Raw genomic sequence first — 12496 nt, forward strand, 5'->3', positions numbered from 1 at the left:
ACGGCGCCGTCCAGGTTGCGGCGCTTCATTATGTCGACCCGCAGCGCTTCGGCGACGCCTTCGCCGAGAGCATGGCGGGTTCCTACGACGTCAAGATCACGCCGGAGAACGTCTCGGTGGCGCCGCGCGCCACGCCGGACGACCAGACGCCGGCCTTCGCCGAGGAAATCATCCCTTTCACCGAGGACACCGATATCACCGAGGCCTTCGCTGATTCGGGCTACACCGGCGATGACGCCACCGGCATGTCGGAAGCGATCGGCAAGCTCTTGAACGCGACGGCGCTCAAGGCCGGAACGGTGCTGCGCGTCGGTCTGGAGGTGCGCGGCGACGTCGCCAAGGTAGTCCGCACCAGCGTTTACGACCGCACCACGCATATCGTGACCATCGCGCTCGACGATCGCGGACAGTTCGTGCCGGCGCAGGAGCCGGAGCCTAATCCCGAATTGCTGACGGCGTTCGACGATTCGCAGCCGGTGGTGGTGCGCGGCAACCTGCCCAACGTCTATGACGGCATCTATCGAGCCGCCTATTCTTATGGCATGTCGAAATCGATGACCCAGAAGCTGATCAAGCTTCTTGCCTCGGACGTCGATTTCCAGTCGCGGCTTTCGCCGTCGGACCGTCTCGAGGTCCTGTTCTCTCAGCCCGACGATGATGACCAGACCTCCGACAATTCGGAGCTTCTCTACGTCTCAGCCACCTTCGGCGGCCAGACGCGCAATTTCTACCGCTTCCAGATGCAGGACGGCGGCACCGACTATTTCGACGAGAACGGGTCGAGCGCCGAGCAATTCCTGCTGCGCAATCCGCTGCCCGCCGGCAAGTTCCGCTCCGGTTTCGGCGCGCGCCGGCACCCGATTCTGGGATATGTGCGCATGCACACCGGCGTCGATTGGGCCGCGCCCATCGGCACGCCTATCATCGCCGCCGGCAACGGTGTTGTCGAAAAGGTCGGCTGGGCCGGCGGCTACGGCAAGCAGATCATCATCCGCCACGCCAATGGTTACGAGACCTCCTACAATCACCAGAGCGCTTTCGCCAAAGGGATCGAGCCGGGCGTGCGCGTGCGTCAGGGCCAGGTCATCGGCTATCTCGGCCAGACCGGCCTCGCCACCGGCCCGCACCTCCACTACGAGCTGATCGTCAACGGCACCAAGGTCGACCCGATGCGCGTCCGCCTGCCGGTCGGCAAGGTGCTGAAGGGCGACGATCTCGTCGCCTTCAAGCGCGAGCGCGAGCGCATCGACGACCTGCTCAAGCAGGAAGACGGAAATTCGCTGAAGGTCGCCAGCGCCAAGACCGATTCGCAGCTTCCAAACTAATCCGGCGAATCGCCCGTCTGCCGTGGCCAGGGCAGCGCCTGTCCGGGCACGGTGAACCAGGCGAGGATCGACGATAGCAGGCAAAGCAGCGTCGTGACGGCGGCGACCGCGGCAAAGGCCGAGTCGCTTGCCGCAATCCTCAACGCGTCGAGATTGGCCGCGAGCCCGGACGCCGGCGGTTCGCCGAAACCGGGCATGCCGGCAGGGCTGCCGGTCGATCGCGCATAGACGAAAGCCGCGAGCGAGCCCATCGCCGCCACTGCGATCAGGCCGCCGACGCGCGAGACGGCATTGTTGATGCCGGATGCCGCGCCCGTGTCCTTGTCCTCGACGGAGGTCATGATCGCCGTCGACAGCGGCGACACGACGAGCGCCATGCCGAGCCCCATGACCGCCATCAGCGGAAAGGTCCCGGTCCAGAAATTATGGACCCCGGCATGGGCGAGCAGGGCCATGCCGGCAAAGGCGATGGCGACGATCAAGCTGCCGGCGGCTATCGGCAGGCGCGGGCCGATCTTGTCGGACCACTGGCCGACCGGCCCCGACAGCAGCGCGATCAATGCCGACAGCGGCAGGAAGATGAAGCCGACCTCGGCTGTGCTCAGTCCCCAGCCCGCGATCAGAACCATGGGCAGGTAGAACAGGTTCGCCGACAGCGCGAAATAGAGGAAGAAGGTCGCGAGATTGGCGCCCGCGAAGGCCCCGATGCGAAACAGGCTGAGATCGATCATCGGCTCGCGCTGCCAGCGCTCGTAGAGAATGAAAATGAAAAGCAGGACGACGCCGGCGACGATTGCCGGCCCGGCCATTATCCCGCCGCCCTCGGCGTTTATCCCCGTCAGCCCATAGGCCAGAGCCCCGAAGGCGAGCGTGGCGAGCGCGGCGCCCCCGAGGTCGAGGCTGCGCTTTTCGGTCGGCTGGTCCGCCGGTATCTTGGCGAGCAGCAGATAGATCGAAACCAGTCCGAGCGGCAGGTTGACGGCAAAGATCGCGCGCCAGACGCCGTTGCCGAAAGTCGATAGCACGAAGCCGCCAAGCACCGGCCCGAGCGCCGTCGTCATCGCCGAGGCCGCGGCCCAGATGCCGATCGCCCGGCCGCGCTCCTTTTTCGGATAGGCCTTGGCGATGATGGCGAGGCTGCCCGGAACCATAATGGCGGCGCCAATGCCCTGGATGGCGCGGAACGCGATCAGCACCGCCGGATTGGGCGCCAGCGCGCAGGCGAGCGATGCTGCGATGAAGAGCGCGATGCCGGTCACGAATGCGCGCCTTAGGCCGAATCGGTCGCCGGCGGCACCACCGGCCAGAATCAGCGCCGAAAGCGTCAGCGCATAGGCGTTGGAGATCCATTGCGCTTCCGCCAGGCTGGCGCCGAGATCGACGCGCAAGGCCGGCATGGCGATCGCCAGGATCGAACCGTCTATGAAGCCGAGCGCCGAGGCCAGGATTGCCGCGACCAGTACGAACTTGCGCTGCGTCTGCGGGCAAAAGGTGCCGTTCGCGCGCGTCGCGGTCGAAAGCGAATCGGCTGTGGCTTCACTCGAGGAAGGCATGAAAACCTGCTTAGCTCTCCGGCGTATCGGTAACAACGAGCCAGAAGATTGCAGTTCTGAAACCAGTTTGGTGACGGCATGGCCAGGAAGGTAGCTATCGTAAATGCAAACGAGCCGTCGCGTAGTAGGTTCCGGCCCGTCATTCCAGAAGGGGAAGAGCCAGCCTATGCCTCATCACCCGCTGCTCAGCGCGGGTTCATCCTGGCGCTGCAGCTGATCTATGCAACCGCCCTGCGCGGCTCATTGCTGCGCAAAATCATCGACTGAAGACCCGCCGACGAACTCGACGGTCACGCCCGGCGACACCAGCTTGGCGAGCTCTCGCGCATCCCAGTTGGTCAGGCGCACGCAGCCGTGGCTTTCGGTCTTGCCGATCTTGGAAGGATCGGGCGTGCCGTGGATGCCGTAGGTCGGCTTGTCCAGTGCGATCCAGACCGAGCCGACCGGACCGTTCGGCCCCGGCGGGATGGTCAGGATCTTGTCGTTCTGGCCCTGCTTGAAATTGATGCTGGGATTATAGGTGTAATTGGGATCGAGCGCGATGCGCGACACGGTGTGGATGCCGGTGGGCGACGGCGTGTCGGCCGAACCGATGGTGGCCGGATAGGCTGCGACCAGCTTGCCGCCCGCGTCATAAGCGAAAACTTCCTTCTTGTCCTTGTCGGCGACGATGCGGGCAACCGGCGTCGACACCAACTGGCCGAAATTGGCGACCTTGACGATGGTCCCGGGACGGTTGAAGTCGAGGCCTTTGTTGATCGACTTCAGATAGCCTTCGTCCATGTGGAAGCGCTCGGCGAGCGCCTCGGTGACCGAGGTGTAACCCATGCGGTCGAGCTTGGCCTTCTGGCTGTAATCTTCCGGGATCGAGGCGACATAGGGTCCGGCCACGTCCTCGGGCGTGATCGTGTAGGAGGCGAAGGCGTCGCCCCCCGACTGGGCGAGCGCCGCCTTGATGGCGGCCGAGTCGGTCGATTTCAGATTGCTGCCGGTGATCTGGTTGTAGGCGGCCAGGGCCTTGTCGACATTCGAGCCGAAGCGGCCGTCGATGACTCCCGGCGAGGCGCCGGCGCGGTCGAGCAGCACCTGGAGTTCGGCCACGTCCTGGCGCATGCCGAGCGAAAGCGACGGATCGACGGTGGCCTTGCCGCCCGTGTCCGGCGGCAGCGCGGCCTGGGTCTCCGGATTGACTTGCAGCACGTCCCCCTGCCCAGGGTGCGGTTCGATCGATGCTTCGTTCAGCGGCTCGCGCTTGATGGTGTCGGACCTTGGCGCCTCCGGATAGGTTGTGGCATACCCTTCGTCGTTCGGCGCCGGCGGATAGGCCTCGACGGAATTGCCGCTGTTGGAATCGTAGTCGTCGACCGGCGGCGGGATATACCGGCCGTTCTCGTCCAGCTGCCTGCGGCGGAAGCGGGCCATGTCGTCGGGATCGTCGAGATAATAGCGGTCGTCGTCCTCGACGGGCGCACGCCCGAGTTCCTGCATCCGCAGCTGACGGCGCAGCGCCCGGCGATCGAGCCTGGTCTGCGGCGGCTGGATGGCAATAACCTTTCCGGTATCGGCATCGACAAGCACCCGGTTGCCCCTGGCATCGTAATAGATGTCGATATTGCCGTCCTGGGCGAGCAGGAGCGCGCCGTGCTGAGCGGGCCGAACCGTCTTCTGCGCGCCTTCCAGACTCGGCGCTGCGAGCGCGCCGGAAGCCGCCAGCCCGGCCACAAGTGCCGAAAGGTAAAAGATCGTGCGCAGCATGTGGGTCAGGCTCTCCGGTCGGCTCGGTCTTGCTGGGCGAACCCTTCGCCAGCAAACCAGTTACCAAAACTAAGGTTCCAATATGAACCGGGCATGAAGATGGCGGATTTCCGGCGTTTCACCATGGTCCCCAGTTTCACCATGGTCCCCAACCGAATGTCAGTGCAGCCCCAATTCGCTGCGCGCCAGTTTCGTCAGCTTCAGCACGACCAGGCGGTGGCTTTCGCGCAGGTAGTCCTTCAGCGCGGCATCATCCACGCTTTGGCTTGTCTGGCGCTGGATCCATTTCATGCCGCGCGACGCGAGATAGGGCGCGGGCCGACAGCCCGGCTGTTCCTTCAGCACGTCAAAGGCAATGTCGGAGCATTTGAAGGTAACGAAGACCTCGCCCTCCCGGTCATGGCCGCCGATCGCGAACACCTTGCCGCCGACCTTCCAGACGTGAGCCCCGCCCCACTGCACGACATGGGTCGTGGCGGGCAGCGTGGCGCAGAAGCCGTTATAGTCCTCGAGCTTCATTGGAATCGGCCCTCCGGGACCCGCAATCAAGCCCGGTTCTGCAGCAAGGCGCTGTGGAAAAGCAAGAGCGCGCCGCCCCTGCCGGATGCGACGCGCTCCTCGTATCCTTGTTTGCGCAATTCGGACGGAAAACCGCCAAGCGCTTTTCCTGGAATGGCTCCGGTCACATGCCCCGGCTCGACTCAGGCGGCGGCTTCAGCCGCCACCACCGTCTGCTTCGAACGGAAGTTCAGGCGATCGGAACCGGCGGTGACCTTGACGGTCGAGCCGTCGAGGATTTCGCCGAGCAGGATCTTCTCCGCCAGCGGATCCTGCAGTTCCTTCTGCATCACCCGCTTCAGCGGCCTGGCGCCATAGGCCGGATCGTAGCCCTTGCCGGCCAGCCACTCGATCGCATCGTGATCGAGCGACAGCGTGATCTTGCGATCGACAAGCAGGTTCTCCAGCCGCTTGAGCTGAATCTCGACGATGCGATCCATATCCTGGCGGCGCAGCCGGTGGAACAGGATCACCTCGTCGACGCGGTTGAGGAATTCCGGACGGAACGAGGCTCTCACCACGCCCATCACCTCGTCGCGCACGGCATCGACGTCCTGGTCATCGCGGAGATTGACCAGATATTCGGCGCCGAGATTGGAGGTCATGATGATCAGCGTGTTGCGGAAGTCGACCGTGCGGCCCTGACCATCGGTCAACCGGCCGTCGTCGAGCACCTGGAGCAGCACGTTGAACACGTCCGGATGCGCCTTCTCGATCTCGTCGAACAGCACGACCTGGTAGGGCCGGCGCCGCACCGCTTCGGTGAGCGCGCCGCCCTCCTCATAGCCGACATAGCCGGGAGGCGCGCCGATCAGCCGGGCGACCGAGTGCTTCTCCATGAACTCCGACATGTCGATGCGCACCATGGCGCTCTCGTCGTCGAACAGGAAGGCGGCGAGCGCCTTGGTGAGCTCCGTCTTGCCGACGCCGGTCGGACCCAGGAACATGAACGAGCCGATCGGCCGGTTCGGATCCTGCAGACCCGCACGGGCGCGCCGCACGGCCTTGGAGACCGCCTGCACCGCCTCGCCCTGGCCGACGACGCGCTTGCCGATCTCGTCCTCCATACGCAGCAGCTTCTCGCGCTGTCCCTCAAGCATCTTGTCGACCGGAATGCCGGTCCAGCGTGACACGACATGGGCGACGTGGTCAGGCGTGACCACCTCTTCCACCATGCCGGCCTTACCGTCCTGGGCTTCGGCTTCCTTGAGCTTCTTCTCCAGCTCCGGGATCTTGCCGTAGGCAAGCTCGCCGGCGCGCTGGAACTCGCCCTTGCGCTGGGCAATCGCCAGCTCGTTGCGCATCTCGTCGAGCTGCTTCTTCAGGTCGGCGGCAAGGCCGAGCTTGTGCTTTTCGGCCTGCCACTTGGCGGTCAGCTCGGTCGACTGCTCCTCGAGGTCGGCCAGATCCTTCTCCAGCTTGGTCAGCCGGTCCTTCGAGGCGTCATCCTTCTCGACCTTCAGCGCCTCGCGTTCGATCTTGAGCTGCATGATGCGGCGGTCGATCTCATCCAGCGCCTCGGGCTTGGAATCGACCTGCATCCTCAACCGCGATGCGGCTTCGTCCACCAGGTCGATCGCCTTGTCCGGCAGGAAACGGTCGGCGATGTAGCGGTTGGAAAGCGTCGCGGCCGAAACCAGCGCCGAATCGGAGATGCGCACCTTGTGGTGCTGCTCGTATTTCTCCTTCAGGCCGCGCAGGATCGAGACAGTGTCCTCGACCGTCGGCTCGTCGACGAAAACGGGCTGGAAGCGGCGGGCGAGCGCCGCGTCCTTCTCGACATGCTTGCGGTATTCGTCGAGCGTGGTCGCACCGACGCAGTGCAGCTCGCCGCGCGCCAGTGCAGGCTTCAAAAGGTTCGAGGCGTCCATCGCGCCATCGGCCTTGCCGGCACCGACCAGTGTGTGCATCTCGTCGATGAACAGAATGATGCCGCCTGCGGCGGAAGTGACTTCCGACAGCACGGCCTTCAGCCGCTCCTCGAACTCGCCGCGATACTTGGCGCCGGCAATCAGCGCGCCCATGTCGAGCGCCATCAGCCGCTTGTCCTTCAGCGATTCCGGCACGTCGCCATTGACGATGCGCAGCGCCAGGCCTTCGGCGATCGCCGTCTTGCCGACGCCGGGCTCGCCGATCAGCACGGGATTGTTCTTGGTGCGGCGCGACAGCACCTGGATGGTGCGGCGGATCTCGTCGTCGCGGCCGATGACCGGGTCGAGCTTGCCCGCCCGCGCATCCGCGGTCAGGTCGCGGGCGTATTTCTTCAGCGCGTCGTAGCCCTGCTCGGCACTGGCCGAATCGGCGGTGCGGCCCTTGCGGACATCGTTGATAACCTGGTTCAGCGCCTGCGCGGTGACACCGGCCTTGGCCAGGATGTCGGCGGTCTTCGCCGACTTCTCCATGGCGAGCGCCTGCAGCAGCCGCTCCACGGTGACGAAGCTGTCGCCGGCCTTCTTGGCCAGTTCCTCTGCGGTCGAAAACACCTTGGCAAGCGGCTGGGCGAGATAGAGCTGGCCGTTGCCGCCTTCGACCTTGGGCATAGCCTCCAACGCCGCCTCGACGCCGAGCTTCACGTCGCGAATGCTGCCGCCGGCGCGCTCGATCAGAGACGCGGCAAGGCCCTCGTCATCGTCGACGAGCACCTTGAGCATATGTTCGGGAGTGAATTGCTGGTGGTTGCGCGAGAGCGCCATGGTCTGCGCGGACTGGATGAAACCGCGCACGCGCTCGGAATATTTCTCCGTATTCATGTATGTCTCCTTCCATCACCGGCCCGCTTTGCGGCACCGGATCAGATTGCGGTGACGGACCCGCTCATTCGAGCCGAGTCCTGTTCAGCCGAGATATGGTGTATTAGCTCAGGTCTCTCAAGACGCCCTGATCTCGGTCAGCGCAGAATATTCTAGGGCCTGGTCGCCCGAAGCGCGCAGCGGTTTTGGGCGAATATTAGGCATTAAAACAAGGGCTTAAATGCTGCGGCTGCGTGACGCGCGACATCGACGGCTTCATGATCGTCCACCGCTCGCGCCCAGGGTGACGAGAAGCTCGTCCAGTTGCCCGAACGTCTCGCCCATCGCCTCCGCCGCACCGGTGCCGGCAGCGTCGAGAGCCTCCTTCGAGGGATAGAGCTCGTGCAGGACCAGCAGCGTCTTGCCACCTTTTTCCTCGAAGGTCACCGTCGTGACGGGTCCACCCTCACCGCCTTCCTCATTGGTCCAGACGAGGCGCGAGTGCGGTGTCACTTCGATGTACCTGCCGAAGAACTCGTCAAGGTTTGAGCCATCGCGGCCGAACGCCAAACGGTACCTGCCCCCGACACGGACATCCATCTCGCAGGAACGCAGCACCATTCCCATCGACTTCGGCGCCCACCACTGCTTGAACAGCTCAGGCTTGGTCCACGCCTCGAACACGATGCGCGCCGGAGCGTTGAAGGTTCGCGTGACGACGAGCTCGCGGTCCGACGTCCGTTCCACCGTCGTGCGGTTCTGCATCGGTGTGGCCTCACTCCCTTTGCTTGCGTCCATCGACCTTCTCCTTTCGTTTCAGTTCCTCGACTACCTTGTCCAACTCGTCGAAGCGTGCGTCCCAGAGCTGGCGGTACCTCTCGATCCATGCCGCCTCTTGCTCCAGCCCGCGCAGGCCGAGCTTGCAGGTCCGCACACGCCCGACCTTTTCCGTGCTGACGAGCCCCGCTTGCTCCAAGACTCCGACGTGCTTCTTCATGCCCGTGAGGGTCATCTGGAACTTCTCGGCCAGTTCCGTGATCGAAGCGTCCGCACGGCCGAGCTCCTCCAGCACGCCGCGTCGGGTCGCATCCGAGAGCGCGGCGAATGAAGCATCGAGGCGGGTCTTGATATACTGAACCATATGGTTCAGTATTAGCGCACAAATTACCGCCATGCAAGGAAACGAAAGCGCGTCGCGCTGAAACGGATTCAGGCGACGTGCTTTAGGCACGCACAACGAAAAACGGCGGAGAAACCTCTCCGCCGTTCGAATTGCCTGGAAATAGACCTGCGGTCAGCTATCTGCGTCGGCGACTGCCGGCTCGCCGGCGCCGCCTGCCGGCTCACCGGCGCCGTTCTCGCTCGGCGCTGCATTTGCCTCTTTGGCGGCAGTCGCGGCAGTCGCGCTGCCGCTGTCCGCGACGTTGCCGCCATCGGCGGCGCTGTCCGCCCGGCCGGCATTGCTTTCATCGGCATTGCCCTGCTCGGCGCTATGGCCCTGCTCGGCATTGCCGCGACCGCGACGTGGACGTCTCTGCCGACGCCCACCGCCATTGTCCGTGCCGGCTTCGTTGCGCTCGGCCTGGGCGGCAAGGCCGGCAGGCGAGAAGCTGTCGAACAGCGGAGCCTGCTCGGCCGCAACGCCGTCTTCGGCGGAGCCCTCCGGCTTGGCCTGCGCCTCATTGCGGCGGCTCTGATCGATCTGCTGGCCGCCATGTTCGCTGCGCTCTCGCTGACCATTGTCGCCGCGCTGACCATTCTGACCGTACTGGCCATAGCCGCCATTGCGGCGGTCGCGGTGTCTGTCACGACCATTATTGTCGCGCCGGTTGTTGTCGCGGCCGTTTTCCTGGTTGTAGGCGAGTTCCGCCGGCGTGCCTTCGATCACCGGCTGCGGCCCGGAACCGTTCGCGGCGGCCTGCGACTCGCCGGCATTTGCGTTGCCGACCGTGTCGAACTCGTCGCGATCCTCATCGACGTCGTCATCGAAGTCGTCGCGGTTCTGCTGGGCGTTCTGGATGGGCAGCTGCGCCTGCGCGGCCGCGATGATGCGATTGTAGTGCTCGGCGTGCTGGAGATAGTTCTCCGCCATCACCCGGTCGCCGGAGCTTTGCGCGTCACGGGCGAGTGCGGCATATTTTTCGGCGATCTGCTGAGCCGATCCGCGGATCTTCACGTCCGGACCGTTGCTCTCATAGTTGCGCGTCAGGGGATTGGGCCCCTTGCGGTTGTTGTTGCCACCGCCGCCATTGTTGTTGCGACCGCGCATGCGCCTGTTCTGCTGTTGTGGCCTCATTCGACTCTCTTCATGTGAATTTTCTAAAACTCGTCGCGAACGGTGGCGCTCATGCAGCCGACCGTTTCGTTTTTTCACCGGCGTTCGCCCGCATCGATTGCGTTGGCGCCACGTGCCATCCTGTTCCGGTTACATCACTTGCCGGACGATTCCCGCACGAAGCATGGGCGTCGTTTGCGCAAGGAGGCAGCTATTTCCAAGGAGAACCGAATCGCTAAGAGCACTGCCTGCTTCGTCTCATCCGGTTAAGCCGGAACCTAGCTGCATTCCCTAATATTGCCAAGCGTTTTTTCGCACTGCATCAGGGGTTTCAACGCTCAAACACCAGAACCCTGTCGTTTCCGCCGAGATCGCGTCGCGCCTCCGGCAGCCTGTAGCCGGCTGCCGCGAAGATCGCGGTCACCTCGCTTTGCTGCGTATGGCCGATCTCGACCGCTACCTTGCCTTGCGCTTCCAGAAATCCTTCCGCCTCTCCGGCGATGATCCTATAGGGGATCAGCCCGTCCACACCGCCATCAAGGGCCTGGCGTGGATCGAAATCGCGGACCTCGTCCTGCAGATTTCCAATGTCTCGACTGGGTATATAGGGTGGATTCGCGGCAATTAAATGGTATCGGCCCGAAACTTTTTCGAACCAGTTGGAATACAAGGCCTTGAAGCGCCCGCCGAGCCCCAGATCCGCGGCGTTTCGCGTGGCGGTCGCCAGCGCGCCGGGCGAAATATCAACGCCGGTCGCGGTCGCGGCCGGAATCGCGCTGAGCAGCGCCAGCGCGATTGCACCGGTTCCGGTGCCGAGATCGAGAAGACGGCACTGGCCAAGCCTTTCGGCCGTCGACTTGGCGAAGGGCAGGATCGCGTCGACCAGCGTCTCGGTATCGGGGCGCGGCTCCAGCGTGTCCGGCGACAGCGACAGCCGCAGCCCATAGAACTCGCGATAGCCGAGAATGCGATGCACCGGCTCACCTGCGACGCGACGCCTCAGGGCCGCCTCGATTGCCGCAAGAGCCGCAGAATCCACCGTTCGGCCCGGCTCCGCGATAGCCTGGGTGCGCGTGGTTTCGGAAAAATGCTCGACGATCAGCCTGGAATCGAGCGCCGGATCGGCAATGCCGGCGGCAGCGAGCCGCTCCCTCGCCGCGCGCAGCAGCGGTCGAAGTGCCGAGGGCAAAGGATCAGCCATCAATGCCCATGTCGGCGAGCAGCTTCGACTGATGGTCGGCGATCAGCGCGTCGATCACCTCGTCGAGCTCGCCCATCATCACCCGGTCGAGCTTGTAAAGGGTGAGGTTGATGCGGTGGTCGGTGACGCGTCCCTGCGGGAAATTATAGGTGCGGATGCGCTCCGAGCGGTCGCCCGAGCCGACCTGCGATTTTCGCGACGACGAGCGCTCCTCGTCCGCGCGGCTGCGCTCCAGGTCATAGAGCCGCGCCCGTAAAATCTGCATGGCCCGCGCCCGGTTCTGGTGCTGCGACTTTTCCGCCTGCACCACCATGATGCCGGTCGGCAGATGCGTGATGCGCACCGCCGAATCGGTGGTGTTGACGTGCTGCCCGCCGGAGCCGGACGCGCGCATGGTGTCGATGCGGATGTCCTCTCCCCGGATATCGATATCGACCTCCTCGGCCCCGGGCAGTACGGCGACCGTCGCCGCCGAGGTATGGATCCGCCCGCCGGCCTCGGTTTCCGGCACGCGCTGCACGCGATGCACGCCGGATTCGAATTTCAGCTGCGCGAACACGCCCTTGCCCGACACCGAGGCGATGATTTCCTTGTAGCCGCCGACTTCGCCTTCGCTCGCCGAAACGACCTCGAAACGCCAGCCGCGCGAGGCGGCGTAGCGCTCATACATGCGAAACAGATCGCCGGCGAACAGGGCCGCCTCGTCGCCGCCGGTGCCGGCGCGGATTTCGAGGATGGCGTTCCTGTCGTCGGCGGCATCCTTGGGCAGGAGCAGAATCTGGATATCCTTCTGCAGCACCTCGATGCGCTCCTTAACCTCCGGCAGGTCGGCCTCGGCCAGCGCCCGCATCTCGGCATCGATGTTCTTGTCGGCGAGCATCGCCTCGAGGTCGGCCTGTTCCTGCTCGGCGGCGCGCAACGCCCGGATCTTGCCCACCATCTCCTGGATATCGGCATATTCGGAAGCCATTTTGACATAGGCATCGGCCGACGGCCCTGCCGACATCTGCGCTTCGAGCATGTCGAAACGCTTGACGACTTGGTCCATGCGGTCGCGGGGCAGGTTGATCATGGGCTTGGGACTTCGGTGGACTTCACGT

General features: G+C 64.3%; 10 protein-coding genes (1 of these 10 cut by a window edge). 1 reads left to right on the plus strand and 9 read right to left on the minus strand.

What is annotated here, in order from left to right; genetic code table 11:
• Positions 1-1325, plus strand: the 3' portion of a protein-coding gene (locus CK224_RS15725; protein WP_095782776.1) for a M23 family metallopeptidase. Its footprint begins 655 nt before the window's first position; only the last 1325 of its 1980 coding nucleotides appear in the window; its start codon lies off the left edge, out of view; its stop codon occupies positions 1323-1325.
• On the opposite strand, the gene CK224_RS15730 is transcribed toward CK224_RS15725, so the two are convergent.
• The 9 genes from CK224_RS15730 to prfA all read right to left on the minus strand — a co-directional run bounded on the left by CK224_RS15730 (position 1322) and on the right by prfA (position 12468).
• Positions 1322-2878: an MFS transporter gene (locus CK224_RS15730; RefSeq protein ID WP_095782394.1), complete on the minus strand. Its 1557-nt coding sequence runs from the start codon at positions 2876-2878 to the stop codon at positions 1322-1324. The genes CK224_RS15725 and CK224_RS15730 overlap by 4 nt on opposite strands.
• Before the next feature lie 240 nt (positions 2879-3118).
• Positions 3119-4633: a L,D-transpeptidase family protein gene (locus CK224_RS15735; protein WP_095782395.1), complete on the minus strand. Its 1515-nt coding sequence runs from the start codon at positions 4631-4633 to the stop codon at positions 3119-3121.
• Positions 4634-4792: 159 nt separating this feature from the next.
• Positions 4793-5152, minus strand: coding sequence for an MmcQ/YjbR family DNA-binding protein (locus CK224_RS15740; RefSeq protein WP_095782396.1), 360 nt, complete (start codon positions 5150-5152; stop codon positions 4793-4795).
• Between the two features lie 182 nt (positions 5153-5334).
• The gene (gene clpB, locus CK224_RS15745) at positions 5335-7941 is read right to left on the minus strand and encodes an ATP-dependent chaperone ClpB (RefSeq protein ID WP_095782397.1); all 2607 of its coding nucleotides are present in this window, start codon (positions 7939-7941) and stop codon (positions 5335-5337) included.
• Between the two features lie 255 nt (positions 7942-8196).
• Positions 8197-8718 carry an SRPBCC family protein gene (locus CK224_RS15750; RefSeq protein ID WP_245425958.1) on the minus strand — a complete coding sequence of 174 codons (522 nt, stop codon included), beginning with the start codon at positions 8716-8718 and terminating at the stop codon, positions 8197-8199.
• Entirely contained in the window at positions 8696-9061 is a 366-nt protein-coding gene (locus tag CK224_RS15755; RefSeq protein ID WP_095782399.1) for a metalloregulator ArsR/SmtB family transcription factor, read from the minus strand. Before CK224_RS15755 ends, CK224_RS15750 begins: the two co-directional genes overlap by 23 nt.
• A gap of 153 nt (positions 9062-9214) precedes the next feature.
• Positions 9215-10189: a DUF4167 domain-containing protein gene (locus tag CK224_RS15760; protein ID WP_245425960.1), complete on the minus strand. Its 975-nt coding sequence runs from the start codon at positions 10187-10189 to the stop codon at positions 9215-9217.
• A 337-nt stretch (positions 10190-10526) separates the two neighbouring features.
• A complete protein-coding gene (prmC, locus tag CK224_RS15765) occupies positions 10527-11396 on the minus strand; it encodes a peptide chain release factor N(5)-glutamine methyltransferase (RefSeq protein ID WP_095782401.1) in 870 nt (289 codons plus the stop codon).
• Positions 11389-12468, minus strand: coding sequence for a peptide chain release factor 1 (prfA, locus tag CK224_RS15770; protein ID WP_095782402.1), 1080 nt, complete (start codon positions 12466-12468; stop codon positions 11389-11391). Before prfA ends, prmC begins: the two co-directional genes overlap by 8 nt.
• Positions 12469-12496: the final 28 nt, after the last annotated feature.

The sequence above is a fragment of the Mesorhizobium sp. WSM3862 genome, assembly GCF_002294985.1.
Lineage (GTDB): Bacteria > Pseudomonadota > Alphaproteobacteria > Rhizobiales > Rhizobiaceae > Mesorhizobium.

Coding starts and splice junctions, on each gene's coding strand:
- CK224_RS15730 (WP_095782394.1), bottom strand. CDS start 2,878: ATGCCTTCCTCGAGTGAAGCCACAGCCGATTCGCTTTCGACCGCGACG.
- CK224_RS15735 (WP_095782395.1), bottom strand. CDS start 4,633: ATGCTGCGCACGATCTTTTACCTTTCGGCACTTGTGGCCGGGCTGGCG.
- CK224_RS15740 (WP_095782396.1), bottom strand. CDS start 5,152: ATGAAGCTCGAGGACTATAACGGCTTCTGCGCCACGCTGCCCGCCACG.
- clpB (WP_095782397.1), bottom strand. CDS start 7,941: ATGAATACGGAGAAATATTCCGAGCGCGTGCGCGGTTTCATCCAGTCC.
- CK224_RS15750 (WP_245425958.1), bottom strand. CDS start 8,718: ATGGACGCAAGCAAAGGGAGTGAGGCCACACCGATGCAGAACCGCACG.
- CK224_RS15755 (WP_095782399.1), bottom strand. CDS start 9,061: ATGGTTCAGTATATCAAGACCCGCCTCGATGCTTCATTCGCCGCGCTC.
- CK224_RS15760 (WP_245425960.1), bottom strand. CDS start 10,189: ATGCGCGGTCGCAACAACAATGGCGGCGGTGGCAACAACAACCGCAAG.
- prmC (WP_095782401.1), bottom strand. CDS start 11,396: ATGGCTGATCCTTTGCCCTCGGCACTTCGACCGCTGCTGCGCGCGGCG.
- prfA (WP_095782402.1), bottom strand. CDS start 12,468: ATGATCAACCTGCCCCGCGACCGCATGGACCAAGTCGTCAAGCGTTTC.